Here is an 18,180-nt window from a genome sequence, read left to right on the forward strand (position 1 = left end):
TTCCCTTGTCGGTCGGAACGCTGTCGCCGGCCTCGCCAACCGGGCGGGACATTTTTGATCACGTTCTGGACTCAACCATGCTCAGTCATGAGATCAACCGAGCCTTTCGTACCCGCCTCGCCAGCGGCGGTGCGTTGCTCATGCCCGGGGCCGCCAACGCACTGGCCGCGCGGGTGATCGCCGACCTCGGTTTCGAGGCCCTTTACCTTTCTGGCGCGGGGCTGACCAACACCTACCTCGGCATGCCCGACCTGGGGTTCGTCAGCCTGACCGAGATTGCCCAGCACACCGCGACGATCCGCGACGCGACGGATTTGCCCCTGGTGGTCGATGCCGACACGGGCTTCGGCAATGCGCTCAACGTGCGCCATACCGTGCGCACGCTCGAGCGTGCCGGCGCCAGCGCAATCCAGCTCGAAGACCAGGTCAATCCCAAGCGTTGCGGGCATTTTTCGGGCAAGGACGTGGTCGGTCTCGGCGAAGCACGCAGCCGCATCAAGGCCGCCGTCGATGCGCGCCAGGACCCCAATCTGCTGATCGTCGCGCGCACCGACGCACGCGCGACGCTGGGCTTTGCCGCAGCCATGGAACGCGCCGCCGCCTTCGTCGAGGACGGCGCCGACGTTACCTTCGTTGAGGCGCCGGAAAGCGTCGATGAGTTGCGCGCCATCCCCTGCGGCTTGCCGGGCACGCCGCAACTCGTCAACGTGGTGATCGGCGGCAAGACGCCCGCGCTCGACTTTGCCGACCTCGATGGCATGGGCTTCAAGCTCGTTCTTTACGCCAACGCCGCCCTGCAGGGCGCGCTCTACGGCATGCAGGCTGCGCTGTCGCGGCTCAAGGCGGACGGCCGCCTGGACGAGGGCGGGCCGGTGGCAAGTTTCAAGGAGCGGCAGCGGATGGTGAATAAGCCGTTCTTCGACGCGCAGGAAAAACGTTATACGAACGATACGGCTTGAGCCGCGGCCAAGATAGGGGAACGATCAGCGGCGATTTCGCATGCAGGAGGAATGAATGCCTCAACTCAGGATCGATCCGGCGCTCGCATCGGACTTCGACGCGCTAACCACCGATGCAGGCGTGCGCGAGGCGCTGGCGCATGTCGAACGCGACGCCGAGGCGACGTTGGCCGAACAGAAAACGCTGGCCACGATTCCGGCGCCGACCTTCGCCGAGTCCGAACGCGCGGCTTACCTTGCGGCGCGCTTTGCAGAACTCGGTTTCGCCGATCTGCGCCTCGACGCGGCGGGCAATGTCATCGCCTGCCGTCCCGGCTCCGGGGAGGGGCCGACGCTCGTCATTTCGGCGCATCTCGATACGGTCTATCCCGCAGGCACCGAGCTGAGTGTGCGCAGCTTGGCCAACGGTCGGCTGGAGGGGGCGGGCATCGCCGACGATGCCCGCGGTCTGGCCGAGATCCTTGGCATCGCCCGGGCACTGCAGGCGACGAAGCTCGCCACGGTCGGCGACCTGTGGTTCGTCGGCACCGTCGGCGAGGAGGGGCTGGGCGACCTGCGCGGGGTGCGCGCCTTATTTGCCGAGCATCGTGACGCGATCGATGGATTCATCTCGATCGACGGCGCCCTCGAGGCGCGCATCGCATTTGTCGCGGTCGCCAGCCGGCGCTACCGGGTGTGCTTCAGCGGGCCCGGCGGGCATAGCTTCACGGACTTCGGCCGCCCGTCGGCGATCCACGCGCTCGGGCGGGCGGTGGCGGCGCTGGCCGAGTTGCGTCCTCCGGAGCGTCAGGACGGCGCGGATACGGCCAAGACGACCTTTACCGTTGGTACGGTCAGCGGCGGCACCTCGGTCAACAGCATCGCGGCCGAGGCCAGCTTCGAACTTGACCTGCGTTCGACCGACATGGATGTGTTGCGTACCCTGGAGGCGCAGGCCTTGTCCGCCATCGATGCCGCAGTCGTGGCCGAGAACGCGCGCTGGGGCGGCACACGCCCCACACGCCCGATTGAACGGCACCTCGAAGCGATCGGCGACCGCCCCGGCGGCGCCCAGCCCGTCGATGCGCCGATCATTCAGGTGGCCTCGCTCGCCTTGCGTCATGTCGGTGTCGAGCCGATCCTCGGCATTCCGGCCAGCACCGACGCCAACGTGGCGATCAGCCTTGGCATTCCCGCGCTGACGCTGGGACCGGGGGGCGCTTCGGGCGAGAACCACACCGTCCGGGAGTGGTATGACCCGACGCAGGCCCACCGCGGCGTGCAGAAAAACCTGTTGGCCGTGCTGGCTCTGGTGGGGGTCGTGGGCGTGATGCCGCCGGTGTTGCGTCGCAGGGCCGTGGCGGCACACTGAGGTACGCCTAACGCACGCGGTCGGTATGGGGGCTTGCGGGGCTTGCTGGGGAAGGATCAGCGGTAGACGAGGACCGGAATCTTGCTGTGGGTGAGCACCTTGTGCGTTTCGCTGCCGAGCAGCAGGGCGCCCAAGCCGCTACGTCCGTGCGACGCCATGAAGATCAGGTCACAGCCTTGTTCATGGGCCGTGTCGATGATGGCTTCGAACGGGAAGTCGCTGGCCCCGGCAATCGCTGCGCATGCCACGCCCGCGCTTTGACAGGCTTCGACGATGAAATCGAGTGCCTGTTTGGCCTCGGCCGCGTCGTGCTCGGCGGCCTTGGCCCACAGCATTTCGTCGATGCGCAGACCCTCGGTGATGTAGGCGTGCGATTCGGGTTTGGCGTAGAAGCCGGTTATCCGGGCGCCGCACTCCTTGGCCAGTTGTACCGCCGCGCGGACCGCGTTTTGCGAGAGTACCGAACCGTCGGTCGGGACGAGGATGTGCTTGAACATTTTTTTCTCCCTTCGGGTTGCCACACGTTCACTATAGGAAGCCCGAAGGGGAATGCTACGCGCACGCCGCGCGCGGGGGCGTCAGGCCTGATCGGAAGCTTCTTGCGGTGTTTCCGCCCAGTTCCGGGCGCGTTCGACGGCGCGTCGCCAGCCGCGGTAGAGCGTGTCGCGGCGCCGGAGAGTCAGGTGTCCTGCAAGAGGGCGAGTTCTTCGTTGGTGTGGCGCAGGCGGATCGAGAGCAGACGTGCGAGCTTGGTCATCAGCACCAGGGCGATGCGCTTGTGGTCCTCGGCGAGCAGGTTGTAGTTTTCGACCGAGAGGACGTACATGTCGCAGTCGCGCGTGGCGATCGCGTCGCTCGAGCGGATCCGGTTCTCAAGGAAGGCCTGGCCGCCAATGAAGTCACCGCGTCCGAGCGTGGCGATGTGCTTGATGGCACCGCTGCGCCCGACGGCACCGACCAGCTTGACCTGGCCCTTGCGGATCAGCATCAGTTCGCTGCCGGTATCGCCGCTCTGGTAGATCGTTTCTCCGGCTTTCCAGGAGCGTTTTTCCAGGCAGGCTTCGAGGTCGACCAAGGTGTCGGGCTTGCTGCCCTTGAACAGCTCGATCTCGTGCAGTTCGAGCGGCGGCCGGTCATGCGTCTCGCCGTGGGTTTCGACGGATTCGACGTCGCCGAGCAGTTGGCTCTCGACCCATTCGATCGCGGCTTCCAACGAGGGCATGTACTGGACGTTGGGGCGCCCGGCGTCGAGGCCGGACAGCTCGAGGAATTCGCGCAGGTTACGGCCGTTGGGCAGGCGTTCGGAAACGTTGGCGAAGAGCAATGGCACTTTGCGTTCGGCAAGAACGTCGCCGACGACGTTGAGGGTGTGCGCGGCGGTGATGTCGACCGATTGCACGCGGCGCAGGTCGAGGATCAGGTAGTCGGCGCGCAGCAGCTCGGGTTCAAGGGCACGGTAAAGCTGCTGCGCGGTGCCGAAGAAGAGGCTGCCTTGCAGTTCGATGATGGGGGCGGAGCGGCCTTTTTCCTCAAGGATGCGCATCTCGCGCTCGGGGCGGTACCAGGCCGAGGAGCGCTCGCTGACCAGGCTCTTGCGCCGGATGACGGTACCGCCGACCTGTTCGCGCAGGAAAAGGAAGATCGAGAGGATGACGCCGACCGCCGAGGCGGCGATCAGACCGACGGTCAGCGAGACGCCGACCACCGCCAGGACGACGGTGAAGTCGAGGGCCGTCGAACGCGATTCGAGGAAGCGCAGCGGCGTCGTGTCGATCATGCGGAAGCCGACCACCAGCAACACGCCGCTCAACGTGGCGACCGGAATCCAGGCGACGAAGGACCCGAGCAGCAGGGCGGTGATGACGGTGAGCACGCCCTCGACGACACCCGAGATGCGGGTACGGGCGCCGCTCGAATAGTTGACCATGCTGGCACCCATGGTGCCGGCGCCGGGCATGCCGCCGATCGTCGCCGCGGCGATGTTGCCAAGGCCCTGGGCGAGGAGTTCGCGGTTCGAGTCGTGCCGGGTGCGGGTGAGCTGGTCGAGCACGACACAGGTCTTGAGCGTGTCGATCGAGAGCAGCGCGGCGAGCGTCAGGGCGCTTCCGACCAGACCGCCGATCTGTGCGACCTTGAGCTCGCCGATGTCTTGCCAGCGGTCGGTGATCAGGTTGAGGTAGCCTTGGCCGGTGGTGCCGAGTTCGCCGATGACGAGGGTGTTGCCGTCGAGTTGGCGCAGCGATTCATCGGTGACGGCGATCGCGGCGTAGGCGAGGATGCCGGCGGCGATGCCAAGGATCGTCGCTGGGACGACCTTGGTGAAGCGGCCGCCGAGGGCCATGGTGATCGCGGTGACAAGGCCGATGGCGATGTCACGCCAGTCCCAGAGCTGTGGGGCGAGCAGCACTTGCAGCCAGGTCATCTCGAAATCGACGCCGGTCAGTTTTGGAATCTGGCTGCTGATGATGATCAGTCCCACGCCCGAGAGGTAGCCGCTGACCACCGGATAGGGGATGTAGCGGATCAGGCGGCCGATGTTGGTCAGGCCGAAGAGCACCTGGATGATTCCGGTGAGGATGCCGAGCACGGTGAGCATCAGCACGATGCTGCCGGGGGAGATCCCCTGGCGCACCATTTCAATGGCGAAGGCCGAGAGCACCGCAGCGGCCGGCGCGCAGGGGGCGCTGATCAGGCGGTCGGTGCCGCCCAGGGTCGGCGCGATGAGACCCAGGGCCATGGCGCCGAGTACGCCGGCGAGGGCTCCGAAGGCCGCGTAGTGCGGAGCGACGGCGCCGTAGACCGAGACCCCGAAGGCGACCGAGGCCGGCAGCGCGACGAGCATGGCGGCGAAGCCGCCCCAGAAGTCGCCCGAATGGTGTTTCCAGGTGCCTGCCAGTTCCCGCATCGTTCCCCCGTCTGTATGGCGTCTGCCTTCGCGGGCAGACGTTATCGTCGTTTCAACGCGGCCTCATTCGGCGCGTTCGATCAGTATCTCCGCGCCTGCGTCGCCAGCGGCTTCCGCCTGCGGCAGGACGTCGTAACCGATGCTCGAAATCTGGGTGTTGATCCAGCGCAATTCGGAAATCAGGTCGAGGTGGGCCGAGCTGCTCTCCATGGCGTTGGAGACCCCTTCGCTCAGGCGGCGGATGTGCGCTTGCGCGCTCTCCTCGCACATGCCCTTGAAGTCGCGCTTGCGCTGCACCAGCACGCTGCCGGTGTCGGGGTGCCAGCTCATGATCACCTCCGCCGCCAGCTGAGCGTTGCCGGTCAGGTAATCGAACAGGCGGCCGAGCTCGTCCTGGCCGGCTTCGGAAAAGCTCTTGCGGTCCTTGCGCATGGTTTCGGGGATGGCGAGCATGGTCTTGCAGATCACGTCGCCGGCGTGTTCGAGACTGGCCGTGTAGCGCAACAGGGTGGTGACCTTGCGCTGCTCCTGTTCGTTCAGGCCCTTGCGTGTGAGGTCGACGGCGTAGGCGCGCACCGCCTTGAACAGGGCGTTGACCTTGTCTTCCATACGATTGACGTCCTGCGCGTTTTCCGTTGCGCCGGAGACCAGCATGTCGCGCGTCTGGTCGAGCATGTTCTGGATGGTGCCGAGGATGCGCAGCACCTCGCGCGCCAGCGCGGTGACCGGGAGCAAGTCGGGGCGCGTCGCTTCCTCTCCACGTCCGGGGATGTACTTGGGTCCGTGCTCGTCGGCGGCCTTGGGCGGATCGGGAATGAAGCGCTCGGCAATGCGCGTCGCCTGGTCGACGAGGCCGGTGAAGCCGAGGATCAGCGCGCTGTTGAAGAGGATGTGCAGGATCACGACACGGAAGCCAGGATCGCCGGGGATCAGGGTGTAGAGGCTGGCGACCAGACGCAGCAGCACCAGGCAGATGAAAATGCCGATGAGCTTGAAGGCACCGTGCACGATGACGATGCGGCGCGCCGGTGCGGCCTGGTTCCAGGTCATCAGGATCGGCGGGATGGCGTTGCCGAGGTTGATGCCGAGGATGGCGGCAAGGATCAATGCCGGATCGGTGGTGATCCCGGCCTGGACCAGGGAGCCCCAGAAAAGCAGGATGGCGATCGACGAGTGGGCCAGCCAGGTGAGCACCGCGAAGAGCAGCAGGGCGATGAGCAATTCGCTGCCGAGCGAGGAGACGATGATGCGGATCAGTTCGCTCGAGGCGAGGGCGCTCGAGACCTGGCTCATGAAGGTGAGCGCGATGAGGATCATGGCGATCCCCAGCGCGATCCGGCCAAATTGCTTGAGCGGCGAATCGGTGTCGCTGTAGATCGAATGCAGCAGGTAGCCGACGAACATCAGGACCGGCCAGAGCGCCTTGAGGTTGAGCGAGAGCAAGGCGGCGATGAGGGCGCTGCCCACGTCTGCGCCGAGCATCAGGAGCAGGCCTTGGGCCACCGGGATGGCGCCGACCGCGGCGAGGCCGGAGGTGAACACGGCGACGGCGAGCGAGCTTTGCAGCACGGTTGCCGCACCGGCGCCGGTGATGAGGGCGATCGCGCGGCTGCGCAGGGCGCGCGGCAAGGCGCGGTGGATTTCCGGCCCGTACATGCGCATCACGCCGGTGCGCGCCATGCGCACGCCCCACAGCAGCAGGGTCGCCGCGCCGAGGATGAGGGTCAGTTCGTAGGTGCCCGATTCTTGCATGGCCAGACCTGTATTCGGGGCGCGGGGCTAGAAGCCGCCGAGATCGTCGAGGACGAGTGTCGGCTGGCGTTCGAGGCCGGCCAGATCGGCGCGCTGCGCTTCGCCGCTGAGCACCAGGATGAAGTCGATGCCGGCGTTTTCGGCGAGCTTCTTGTCGGTCGAGAGCCGGTCACCGACCATGACCATGGTCTCACGCGGAAAACGCCCGAGCAGCGGCGCCAGGACGCGCGGGTCGGGTTTGCCGAAGACGATTTCGGGCAGGCGTCCGGTGGCCGCTTCGTAGAGTTTGACGAAACTGCCGGTGTCCGGCAGCGGGCCGGCGGGCGAGGGGCAGACGAGGTCCGGATGGGTCGACAGGAAACGGACCTCGGGGCGCTGCAGCAACAGGCAGGATGCTGCCAGTTTGGCGTAGGTCAGCTCGGTGTCATAGGCCAGGACGACGGCCTGGCAATCCTCGCCAGCAGTGAATACGACCTCCGGCAACTGCGCTTTGAGAAAGGCCTGAAAGCTGGCGTTGCCGACCGGGTAGAGGCGGGTGATTCCTTCTTTGCGCAAATGGTCCAGCAGTGGCAGGAGCGGCGACAGGATGCGCTCGATCCCGACCTCGATGCCGAAGCCAGCCAGCTTGCGGGTGTATTCGGCGAGGTCTTTCGAGGTGTTGTTGGTGAGGAAGTAGATTTCGCGCTGGGCGAGGTTGCGGCGGATGAAATCGATCGTTCCGGGAATGGGCCGGTCGCCCAGGTAGACCGTGCCGTCGAGGTCGAAAACGAAACAGGTTTTGGTGTGCGGATTCATGCCGCCAGTATGCCACTCAAAGTGCCGCGCCGAGGCGTTCATCAGCGGTGGCGCGCTCTTTTTCGCAGCGCTCGCCATCCCATCCGAGTTCCTTGGCCATGACTTCGATGACGCGCGGCAGGGCGGCGCGCGCGGCGGCGAGGTCGACCAGGGCCAGCGGCAGGCGGCGTGCGAGCACGTCGATGGCGCGCTGCGCGTATTCATGGCGTGCGGCGTAGACGACCTCGGCTTCGATGTAGGGATGGCGTGCGTGCAAGCGCGCGGCATGCCCGGCGTGGGCCAGCGCAGCGACCTTCCCCGCTTGGTCGCCGAAGCTCTGGTGCAGGTGCTCGGCGATGTCGCTTGGCAGGCCGAATTCGCCGCCCAGGTCTTCGCGTTCGGCCGGTGCGTAGTGCTCGGCGCCGACGATGGGCAGATTGGCCGTACGGCAGGCGGAGAGTCCGCTGAAGCCGAAGGTGCGGATCGCCTCGTCGACAGCCTCCTCGGCCATCTTGCGGTAGGACGTCCACTTGCCGCCGGCCATCGAGATCAGCCCGGACGGGCTCGTGAGGAGCAGGTGTTCGCGTACCAGCTGCGCGGTGTTGGCCGCGCCGTCGGCCTGGATCAACGGGCGCAGTCCGCTCCAGACCGAGGCAACGTCGGCCCGGGTGGCCTTCATGTCGAAGTACTGGTTGACGTGGCGCAGGACGTAGGCAATCTCGTCTTCGCGGGCCTGCGGGTGTTCGACGATCTCGGCGGGGCTGTCGGTGGTGCCGACCAGGGCGTGGCCCTGCCAGGGCAGGATGAAGAGCACTCGGCCGTCTTCGGTCTTGGGAATCAGCAGGCCGGTGTCGGGCGGGGCGAAGCGGGCGTCGAGGACGATATGGATGCCCGAGGCTGCCTTGAGGATGGGGGCGGCCTGCGGTTCGTCCATCTGGCGGATGCGGTCGACGAAGGGGCCGGCGGCGTTGATCACGCCGCGGGTCCTGAGTTCGAATTCCTCGCCGCTGAGGACGTCGCGAACCCGTGCGGCGCAGATTTTCCCGTCCTGCTTTTCGAGTCCGACGACTTCGACGTGCGGGGCAATCGTCGCGCCGTGCTGTTCGGCGGTGAGCGCCAGGCTGACGGCCATGCGGGCGTCGTTGAACTGGCCGTCGTAATAGACGACGCCGGCCTTGAGGCCCTCGGCCTTGAGCATGGGGAAACGGCGCAGCGCTTCTTCGCGGCCGATGAGTTTGCTGCGGCCGAGCCCGAGGTGGCCGGCGAGCAGGTCGTACATGACGAGGCCGGCGTAGACGTAAGGGACTTCGAACCAGTTGTAGATCGGCGTGATCAGCGGCAGACGGTGTGCCAGGTGCGGGGCGTTCTTGAGGAAAATGCCACGTTCATGCAGGGCTTCCTTGACCAGATGGTACTGGGCGCGGTCGAGGTTCTTGACCGCCGCCTCGAGGTAGCGCACGCCGCCATGCACGAGCTTGGTACTCTTGCTGCTTGTGCCTTCCGCGAGGTCGTTCTTTTCCAGCAAGGCGACCTTCAAGCCTCGGCTGGCGGCATCGAGGGCAATGCCGCAACCGGTTGCGCCACCGCCGATGATCAACAGGTCGTAGAGGGGCGTTGTGCGCAAGGCGGTGCTGGGCGGTGAGGTCGACATGGCGGTTGTCCGGTTTAGTGTGTTGCGAAAGTGTGATGCTCTTAATACAACATTATATATTCGAAAACGAAAATTTATTGTTGCTCGATGAGCATTCTTGGACCGTTCAGGCGAAGCATTGTTGTTGTTATTGCTGAATAGATCGGTTTTGGTTCGTTTGCGAATTATTTACCGACAACGTGATTTTTTGGAGGAGGCGAAGGCAAATTGCATGCATGCCAGGAACGCGCTAGCGTGCAGTCAGAGACCGCCGGAGAGTGCATGAATGGCCGCGCGGGTGCGCCGAGAGTGGCGTATGGACAGCGGAGGAACTTGGATGCGGGCAACAACGAACGGGCGGTGGCGCGGGCTTTTCGGGGGGCTTCGTAGCGCGTGGGTCGCAGTTTTGGGGTGTGCCATGTTCGCGACTCATGGGTGGGCCGAAACGCCGCTGTCGTCCGAACTCCAGCGCAGCGAAACGCTCGTCGTCTTGACCGAAGAATGGCCGCCGGTCAGTTTTTCAGGTAACGGCGAGGCGACCGGGATGGCGGTCGATGTGGTGCGCGAAATACTGCGCCGGACGGGGTACAAGGCCGAAATCGAGGTCGTGCCGTGGGCGCGCGGGTTTAAGCAGGTCAGCGAGCATCCGAACGTTTTGTTGTTTTCGGTGGCGCGGACCCCGGAGCGCGAAGCCGTGATGACCCTGATCGGCCCCTTGCTGACGGCGCGCACCGAGATGTATCAGAGACGCGGCAACGTCTGGAAGGATCGGACCGGCGACGAGTTGCGCCAAGGCGTGGTCGGTACCTATCGGGCCTCGGTGTTCGAGAAGATCGCGCGCGACAACGGATTTTCCCGCCTCGAATTGACCGTAACGGCGGACCGCTCGGCGCGTATGCTGTTAACGGGGCGCATCGACCTGTGGATCGACAGCAGCGTCAGCGCGCCTGCGATCATGCTGGTGTCCGGGGGGAGTGTTGCGGATCTGGAGACCGTGCTGACACTGGATGTCACCGAGTTGATGCTCGGGGTCTCGCGCGGTACGCCGGCCAAAGTGGTTTATGAGCTCGAGAACGCGCTGCATGCGATGAAGGCCGATGGCAGCTACCAGCGCATTTTCCGGCGCTGGTTTCCGAGCGAGACGCCGCCGCGTCATGTCGTCCGAGTCGGAGTCCAGCCCCACTAATCTGCGGCCCACGCTCGGCGCCTGTCCTCGGGCGCGTCGATCGCAAAGCCCTGATGATCCGGAGCATGCAAGGCCGGGTTCGTTCCGCGCGGATGCCGTCCTGTGCCGTTGAGCTTGCACGGTCTTCCACTCTTGAGTGTGTGGTACCGAGCGTAGGCCAATGAGGGCGTTGTCTTTCCTTTTCGCAGTGTTGATGCGCGTTCGCGCCTTGGGGTGAGGGCTTCTTTTTTCGTTCGCGCCGAGTGTTGGCGCGTAATCGAACGCAGTCCCTTTTTCGTCCGCCAATGCTGGCTGCACGCAGGGGCTTGGCATAGAATCCAGACGGTTGTCCGCCCTTCCCGCAGCCCCCTTCGACGGGTTCCAAAGACATGCCGGGCAAAGGGGGCGCCCTTCATCAACTTACGTCAAGGAGCATGCGCCGAACGGCAGAACGCACGCGGGAAAACACCGAACGGGTGACGATAAAAGAGCGCTCGAAGCGCCACCTCGAGGACGAACAAAGGAGACTTGCATGTTTACGGTGGAACTGGAACGTCCGGGCCCGGAGGCGGGCCGAAACGCGGCACAGGAAGAGCTTGATCTCAGTGTTCTGCGCGCCTGGGTGGGGCGCACCAAACAGGATGAAGACACCTTGACGCTGCGTCAGGCACGCTTGATGGCGGCGACGATCGATTACCCGCAATCGGCTCAACTGTGCGATGGTGCGCCGCTGCCTCCCCTCTGGCACTGGATTTATTTCCTCGAAGCCTTGCCCGAACGCGAGCTAGGCCGCGACGGGCACCCCGAACGCGGCAGTTTCCTGCCGCCGGTGCCGCTGCCCAACCGCATGCGTGCCGGCGGGCGCATCGAATTTCTGGCGCCCTTGCCGATTGGTGCGCGCGTGCGCCGCATCTCGCGCATCCAATCGGTCGAGCACAAGCGTGGCCGCACCGGCGACCTGGTGTTCGTGACCGTGGAGAATGTGATCGAGAGCCTGGTCGGTGAACGCCTGCTGCGCGAGGAAAACGACATCGTCTATCGCTCCGCCGGGCGTTTATCTTCCCCCGCACGCCAGGATGGCGACGGGGCGCCGCCGGGAGCGTTGACCCACACCCTGAAACCGAGCAGCACGACCCTCTTTCGTTACTCGGCGCTGACCTTCAACGGCCATCGCATTCACTACGACGCCGACTATTGCCGCCAGGTCGAGGGCTATTCCGCGCAGGTCATCCACGGGCCGCTCAATGCCACGCTGATGGCTGGCTTGGCCGCCTCCTGCGCGGTCAGCCTGGGACGCTCGCTGCGCGACTTCGCTTATCGGGGCTTGGCACCGGCGCTGCTCGGCGATACCATGCGTTATGCCGCGTGGCCGCAGGACGACAGCATCTGCGTCGAAGCTCGGCTGGCGAGCGGTGCGCTGTGCATGCGGGGCGAGGCGAAAATGGCCTGAGCGCTCGGAGCGCGGCGGTAAAAAAGGCGGCCCAGAACAATAAAATCGGTCGCCTGGACGGGAGGCTCCGCTTCTCGTTCGCAAGCGTGGATGCGGACGCCAAGAGGCAGTTCCGCTTTGACGCGGGAGTGCAGGGGAGTTGGAAGCTGGCTGTGTGACGGCGCAAGCCGGTCGCACGGTGCTTGTTACTCGAGTCTTATGTATGAGCCCGGATACGACCCTGATCTCTGGTTCCATGGCTTACCCGGAAGGCGAAACTGCGTTCTGCCTCGGCGTTTCCTGCGCCCTTTTCCTGTTCATCCTGATTGTGGTCCTGGCGTACGTGCGCTCGGTGCTGCGCCGTCCGGCGGAGCTGGCGTATGACGCCGGTGTGCGCCGTTACAGCGCCGACCGGCGGCGGACTACACACGGACAGGGCTGGGGGGCCGTGCGTCGGTGGTGCACCCCGTCCGCCGATCACTGCTTCCGTTCGGCGCGGCGTAGCGCGGAAACCCTGTTCCAGTACCGCGCCTGGCGGCGCGGAACAGACTGAATGCGCGCTTAGCTTTTTCGCCGAATCTGCTCCGTTAAGGTAGAGCAGGGGATGAACGGGCTCTCATGCCGGCCGTCCCGCATGCGACGGGTGACTGGGCCGGCGGGGGCAGCGCCAGCGTGGGGCTCACGGCGTGCTCGTTTCCGGAGGGCGCGAAGGGGCGCGCGAAACGGGTTCCGCAGCGTCTTGGCCTGCGGCTAGAATCGAAGCCTCGGCGATTTGCCTTCGCTTCGTCTTCGATTCCATTCCTCCCTTCGCCCCGTCCGCGCATGTCTTCAATCCCCAGCACCGCTTCCAGTCCCGCCCCGCGTAGTGATGCGGCGACCATCGCCCTGGTCGGGTACGCCCACGCCGTCTCGCACTTCTTCCATCTCCTGATCCCGGTGCTGTTTCCCTGGCTGATGCCGGCGTTTGGCCTCTCCTACACCGAGGTCGGCGCGGTGATGACCCTGTTTTTCGTCCTCTCGGGCGTCGGTCAGGCGCTGGCGGGACTGGTCGTCGACCGCACCGGCCCGGTGCCGGTGTTGCTGGGCGGCGTGCTGTGCCTGGCCGTCGCGGGTTTCCTGCTTGCGGCCGCGCAGAGCTACGCAATGCTCTTCGTGGTGGCGGCCGTCGCCGGACTCGGCAACTGCGTTTTCCATCCCGCCGATTACACCCTGCTCAACCGGCGTGTCGCCAAGGCGCGTCTGGGGCATGCGTTCTCGGTCCACGGCTTGTCCGGCAACCTCGGCTGGGGCGCCGCCCCCATTGTTCTCACGCCGCTCGCCGCGAGCAGCGGCTGGCGCTTTGCCGCCGTCGTTGCCGGCGGGTTGGCGCTCTTGTCGCTCGTCTTTTTCTTCTTCTGGCGCAAGGCCTTGACTGATCACGCGGCTGGCGCGGACAAGGGGGCGGGCACCGCCTCGGTAGCCGCCTCGGTGAGCACCGGCGCGGTGCTGCGCTCGCCGGCGGTGCTCCTGTGTTTCGCTTTTTTCTTCCTCGCTACGGTGGCGTTCGGTGCCATCCAGAACTATTCGCCGGCGCTCTTTCACGCCATGTACGGTCTGTCGCTCGGCGTTGCCGCGATGGCGCTGACGACCTACCAGGTTGGCGCCGCGGTCGGAACCGCCGTTGGCGGTTTCATTGCTCAGGGGCGTTTGCTCGAACGCACGGTGGCGCTGTGCATGGCTTTTGCCGCCGGCCTCAGCCTGACCCTGGCCTGCGGTGTCCTGCCGGCGTGGGCGATCCTGCCCGCGATGGCGTTGATGGGTGCCGGGGTCGGGATCGCAGCACCATCGCGCGACCTCCTGATCCGCCAGGCGACGACCCGCGGATTGGGCGAGGCTTCGTTCGGCCGCGTCTATGGCTTCGTCTATTCGGGTCTCGATGCCGGTCTCGCCACGGCGCCCTTGCTCTTTGGCGCGCTCATGGATGGCGGACACTACCCGGCCTTGTGGCTCGGGGTGGCCATCTTTCAGGCGCTGGCCATGTTCGTGGCCTTGCGCGTTGGCCGGTTGAACTTTGCGTAAGCGCGCCTAGTCTGAGAAATGACGGGAGTGGTATCGAGTCTAGAGCGACCGTCTTGAAAGTCGCGACATTGGACGCATCTGCGTCATGACCGTAGCGTGTTAGACGGTGGTCGGCAGCCCGCTGGCCGTTCCGAAATCAACGCGTGTCCCGCGTGCCGCAGCAAGCGGCGCAGGACGGAAAGGAGTCGTGATGAACATCGTCTATAACAGCGAGCACTACGCCATTGTGGCGTATCCCGTACGCTCTGGCTTCGAGTTGGTCGACAAGGCAAGTGGCCGCAACCTCTTCGTGCAGGGGTCGGTGGCGCGCGAGTTGCGCGCTTCGATCGATCGCATTCCCTTCGAGGAGCGTGACGTCGAAGCCATCGACGCGCTGCTCGACGATTATTGCGCCGGCGCGGCACGCCCGTTCGCGATTCACTGACGCAGCAAATCCTGCGCCGTACCGTATGCCGGAAAACGATGGACGGATGTTCTCACTCAGGGAGGCTGGAACATGGGCTATGAATCAGAGCACACCAAGTTCATGCGGGAGATGATGAGCAAGAACCCACAATGGCGCGAGGACCAGTTGTTCGGGCGCAGCCTGTTGTGGGACCGGAAAGTCGATTTCGCCGCGCAACGACGCTTTCGCGAGGCGAGCGAAATGCAGAAGCCCTATCCCTACGACGTGAATTTCTTCCGCTGAGAATCGCGGCGGTATTGGAATAACGGCCGGCAAGCGCAAGGCTTGCCGGCCGTTATTATTGTTTCCGAAGCGCGGCAGGCGCTTCAGCGTTCAGGCGAGGTTGTTCAGGGCTTCTTGGCCCAGGCGCTGCACCAGCCGTTGGGCGAGACTTCGGTATCGCCCGGGAAAATCTTGCAGCCGCCGAGGTCTTTGGCGGTCTTGCCAGGGACGAACTGGAGGCAGTTCGAGCACTTCTTGTCGCCTTCGGGCGTGTCCTTGTACTTCATGGCCTTGCGGATGGGCTCATTCTTTGCAGCGAAGGCGGTGACGGGGATCAGCGCCAGGGCGGCGGCACCGAATTTGAGGACGTTGCGGCGGCAGGGGTCGATACAGTCAGACATGACTCTCTCCGTTGTGGGTGGGTAAAACCGGTTTCGCCGGCCAGCCCCGGGGTTCAATCAGGGCTGGAAGCTTCCCGTCCGGCGTCCGTTCAAAAACTGGTGGGAACTCGTTTCCGGCGACGGGAATGGCAAGACTATACATCGACCGCGGGGGATAAAAACCGTTCCAGTCGCATGGTATTTTTCTAGCCCCGATATTGGTTTTTCCAATACCTCGCGTGCAGCGCGGTCACACCAGCCTGCTTTTCAAGGTAGCCTGCGCTTGCTGGAACGCAAGGCATCGCCCCGTCGCGGCGGGCACGGCAGGCAAGGAAGGGCGGGCCCTTCCAGCCGCCGTCTTCAGGTGGCGAGCGGCAGCACGACCCGCTTGACCGAGGGGTCATCCGGGTGCGGGTGGATGGTGAAGCCGAGGCTGCCGACGAGGCGGAACATCTTGGCGTTGGTGGTCAGGATGTCGCCGACCATGCTCCGGTAGCCGCGCAGGCGGGCGCACTCAATCAGGGTGGACATCAGCTTGCGGCCGAGGCCGTGGCGCTGCCAGCTGTCGGCGACGGCGAGCGCGAACTCGACGCTTTCGCCGTCCGGGTTGGTGACGTAGCGGACGACCCCGATCTGCACGATACGACCGTCGTCCTCGGGGATGGTGGCGACGAAAGCCATTTCCCGGTCGTAATCGATCTGGGTGAAGCGGACGAGCATGGATTGCGTCAGCTCGCGCAGGGTGTCCATGAAGCGGTAATACTTGCTTTCCTCCGACAACCCCTTGACGAAGGCTTGTTCGAGATCGGCGTCCTCGGGACGGATCGGGCGGATCGTCACCGTCCGCCCGTCGGGCTGATCCCATTCCTGGGTCAGGTGTGCCGGGTAGGGGTGAATGGCCATGTGCGCGTAGCGGTCGCCCTTGCCGCTGGCGTGGTCGATGACGATGCGCGCATCGACGGCGATGGCGCCGTTCTCGTCGACGATCAGCGGGTTGAGGTCGAGTTCGCGCAGCCACGGCAGCTCGCAGACCATTTCGGAGATGTTGAGCAGGACGTCCTCGAGGGCGCCCAGGTTCACCGGCGGCAGGTTGCGGAATTCGCCCAGCACCAACGCGGCTCGCGTCGAACGGATGAGGTCCTGGGCCAGGAAGCGGTTGAGCGGCGGAAGCGCGGCGGCGCGATCGCTGAAAATTTCAACGTCAGTGCCACCCGAGCCGAAGGTGATGACCGGGCCGAAAACGGGGTCGCGGGTGACGCCGATCAGCAGCTCGCGGCCGTTCGGGCGTGCCAGGTAAGGCTCGATCGAGACGCCGTTGAGGCGCGCCTCCGGGCATTTGCTGCGCACGGTTTCGAGGATGTCGTGGTAGGCGTTGCGCACCGACGAGGCGTTGGGCACGTTGAGGCGTACGCCGCCGGCATCACTTTTGCGCAGGACGTCGGGCGAGTCGACCTTCATCGCCACCGGGAAGCCGATCTGCTCGGCGAGCAGGATGGCCTCGGTCAGGCTGCGTGCGACCATGGTCTGGGCGACGGGGATGCGGAACGCGCGCAGCACGGCCTTCGACTCCATCTCCGAGAGCACCTTGCGATGCTCCTGCAGCACCGCCTCGATCAGCATGCGCGCGCCTTCGGTTTCCTGCGGGGTGAGCTGGTAATTGGCGTTGGGCACCTGCAGAAGCAGTTTCTGGTTCCGGTAGTACGAGGAGATGTGGTAGTACAACTCGATGGCCGTTTCGGGCATGCGGAAGGCGGGAATGCCCGCGTCTTCCAGGCGGGTGCGTCCTTCGAGCACCTGCTCCTCACCCATCCAGCAGGCCAGCAGTGGCGTCGTCGTCTGTTCGCTGACCTTGATGACCGCTTCGGCGACCGCGAGCGGATCGGTCATCGCCTGCGGCGAGAGCATCACCAGAATGCCGTCGATACCCTCGTCCTTGGCGACGGCGAGCAACGCGTCGCGGTAACGCTCCGGCGTGGCGTCGCCGACGAGGTCGACCGGGTTGCCGTGCGACCACATCGGCGGCAGGAGCGCGTTGAGCGTCTTGATCGTCTCGGGCGAGAGCTCGGCCAGGGTCAGGCCGAGGTCGGCGGCGCGGTCGGCGGCCATGGCGCCCGGCCCGCCTCCGTTGCTGACGATGGCCAGACGGCGGCCTTGCGGGCGGAATTTCGAAGCCAGCGCCTTGGCCGCGTAGAACAACTGGCCGACGTTTTTGACCCGCACCACGCCGGCACGGCGCACCGCGGCGTCGAAAACGCTGTCGGCACCGGCATGCATGCCCGAGTGGGCGCGTACCGCGGCGCTGCCGGCCGCATGGCGCCCGGCTTTGAGCAGCAGGATCGGCTTGATGCGGGCGGCCGAGCGCAGGGCGCTCATGAAGCGGCGCGAATTGCGCGTGCCTTCGATGTAGATCAGGATCGAGTGGGTGCGGTTGTCATAGACGAGGTAGTCGAGGATCTCGCCGAAATCGACGTCCGCGGTGCTGCCCAGCGAGATCACGCTGGAAAAACCGAGGCGGTTGCTCTTTGCCCAGTCGAGGACCGCCGAGCACATCGCCCCCGACTGCGAGACGAGGGCGAGGTTGCCGACGTCGGCGCCGACCCGGCCGAAGGTGGCGTTGAGCCCAAGTTCGGGGCGGATCACGCCGATGCAGTTCGGACCGAGGACCCGCACCCCGTAACTGCGCGCGATTTCCAACGTCTTGCGTTCGAGCGCCGCGCCGGAATGGCCGGATTCGGCGAAGCCGGCGGTGAGGATGATGACGATCTTGATGCCGCTGCGCCCGCACTGCTCGACGATCTCGGGCACGGTCTTCGGCTTGGTGGCGATGAGGGCCAGTTCGACGCGTGCGCCGATGTCCTCGATCGACTTGTAGGCGGGCAGTCCGAGGACGGTTTCGTGGCGCGGATTGATCGGGTAGAGGCGGCCCTTGTAGCCGCCGTCGATGATGTTGCGGAAGAGGACGTGACCGAGCGTGCCTTCGCGTTCCGAGGCGCCGACGACGGCGACCGATTTGGGTTCGAAGAGGCTGGTCAGGTAGTGTCGCTCGGACATCGGATTCCACCCTGGGAAGAGGTTGCTCGGCAAGACCCTGCGCAGATGCAACTTAGCAT

15 protein-coding genes are annotated in these 18,180 nt (G+C 65.3%); 8 read left to right on the forward strand and 7 right to left on the reverse strand.

All coding sequences use genetic code 11. The features are described 5' to 3' along the window. Positions 1–77: 77 nt before the first annotated feature. Positions 78–959 (forward strand): isocitrate lyase/PEP mutase family protein, encoded by an 882-nt coding sequence (locus tag QMB55_RS07435; protein ID WP_497588049.1) that lies wholly within the window; start codon positions 78–80, stop codon positions 957–959. Between the two features lie 55 nt (positions 960–1,014). Continuing rightward, positions 1,015–2,310, forward strand: a complete 1,296-nt coding sequence (locus QMB55_RS07440; protein WP_497588050.1) for a M20/M25/M40 family metallo-hydrolase — start codon at positions 1,015–1,017, stop codon at positions 2,308–2,310. A gap of 56 nt (positions 2,311–2,366) precedes the next feature. Here the strand turns inward: QMB55_RS07440 and QMB55_RS07445 are convergent, their stop codons facing one another. The 5 genes from QMB55_RS07445 to QMB55_RS07465 all read right to left on the reverse strand — a co-directional run bounded on the left by QMB55_RS07445 (position 2,367) and on the right by QMB55_RS07465 (position 9,392). Further along, positions 2,367–2,807 carry a universal stress protein gene (locus QMB55_RS07445; protein ID WP_497588051.1) on the reverse strand — a complete coding sequence of 147 codons (441 nt, stop codon included), beginning with the start codon at positions 2,805–2,807 and terminating at the stop codon, positions 2,367–2,369. Between the two features lie 182 nt (positions 2,808–2,989). After that, the gene (locus QMB55_RS07450) at positions 2,990–5,215 is read right to left on the reverse strand and encodes a SulP family inorganic anion transporter (protein ID WP_497588052.1); all 2,226 of its coding nucleotides are present in this window, start codon (positions 5,213–5,215) and stop codon (positions 2,990–2,992) included. A 63-nt stretch (positions 5,216–5,278) separates the two neighbouring features. Further along, entirely contained in the window at positions 5,279–6,967 is a 1,689-nt protein-coding gene (locus QMB55_RS07455) for a Na/Pi cotransporter family protein (RefSeq protein ID WP_497588053.1), read from the reverse strand. A gap of 27 nt (positions 6,968–6,994) precedes the next feature. Next, a complete protein-coding gene (locus QMB55_RS07460) occupies positions 6,995–7,762 on the reverse strand; it encodes an HAD-IIA family hydrolase (protein WP_497588054.1) in 768 nt (255 codons plus the stop codon). A gap of 16 nt (positions 7,763–7,778) precedes the next feature. Continuing rightward, positions 7,779–9,392: a glycerol-3-phosphate dehydrogenase/oxidase gene (locus QMB55_RS07465; protein WP_497588055.1), complete on the reverse strand. Its 1,614-nt coding sequence runs from the start codon at positions 9,390–9,392 to the stop codon at positions 7,779–7,781. Positions 9,393–9,708: 316 nt separating this feature from the next. Between QMB55_RS07465 and QMB55_RS07470 the strand changes: the two genes are divergently transcribed. The 6 genes from QMB55_RS07470 (at position 9,709) to QMB55_RS07495 (ending at position 14,711) form a co-directional block, all read left to right on the forward strand. Further along, on the forward strand, positions 9,709–10,557 hold the full coding sequence (locus tag QMB55_RS07470) for a substrate-binding periplasmic protein (RefSeq protein WP_497588056.1): 849 nt from the start codon (positions 9,709–9,711) through the stop codon (positions 10,555–10,557). A gap of 511 nt (positions 10,558–11,068) precedes the next feature. Then, positions 11,069–11,986: an HTD2 family dehydratase gene (locus tag QMB55_RS07475; protein ID WP_497588057.1), complete on the forward strand. Its 918-nt coding sequence runs from the start codon at positions 11,069–11,071 to the stop codon at positions 11,984–11,986. 202 nt (positions 11,987–12,188) lie between these two features. Then, a complete protein-coding gene (locus QMB55_RS07480; RefSeq protein ID WP_497588058.1) occupies positions 12,189–12,518 on the forward strand; it encodes a hypothetical protein in 330 nt (109 codons plus the stop codon). Between the two features lie 269 nt (positions 12,519–12,787). Then, the gene (locus QMB55_RS07485; protein ID WP_497588059.1) at positions 12,788–14,023 is read left to right on the forward strand and encodes an MFS transporter; all 1,236 of its coding nucleotides are present in this window, start codon (positions 12,788–12,790) and stop codon (positions 14,021–14,023) included. Between the two features lie 190 nt (positions 14,024–14,213). Then, positions 14,214–14,447, forward strand: a complete 234-nt coding sequence (locus tag QMB55_RS07490) for a DUF3567 family protein (protein WP_497588060.1) — start codon at positions 14,214–14,216, stop codon at positions 14,445–14,447. A gap of 72 nt (positions 14,448–14,519) precedes the next feature. After that, the gene (locus tag QMB55_RS07495) at positions 14,520–14,711 is read left to right on the forward strand and encodes a DUF3460 family protein (protein WP_497588061.1); all 192 of its coding nucleotides are present in this window, start codon (positions 14,520–14,522) and stop codon (positions 14,709–14,711) included. A gap of 104 nt (positions 14,712–14,815) precedes the next feature. Here QMB55_RS07495 and QMB55_RS07500 read toward each other — a convergent pair whose 3' ends face one another. Continuing rightward, a complete protein-coding gene (locus tag QMB55_RS07500) occupies positions 14,816–15,091 on the reverse strand; it encodes a high-potential iron-sulfur protein (protein WP_497588062.1) in 276 nt (91 codons plus the stop codon). A gap of 339 nt (positions 15,092–15,430) precedes the next feature. After that, a complete protein-coding gene (locus tag QMB55_RS07505) occupies positions 15,431–18,121 on the reverse strand; it encodes a bifunctional acetate--CoA ligase family protein/GNAT family N-acetyltransferase (RefSeq protein WP_497588063.1) in 2,691 nt (896 codons plus the stop codon). Positions 18,122–18,180: the final 59 nt, after the last annotated feature.

Origin of the sequence: Propionivibrio sp., from assembly GCF_041441355.1 — a bacterium.
In the GTDB taxonomy this organism is placed as follows: Bacteria; Pseudomonadota; Gammaproteobacteria; order Burkholderiales; family Rhodocyclaceae; genus Propionivibrio.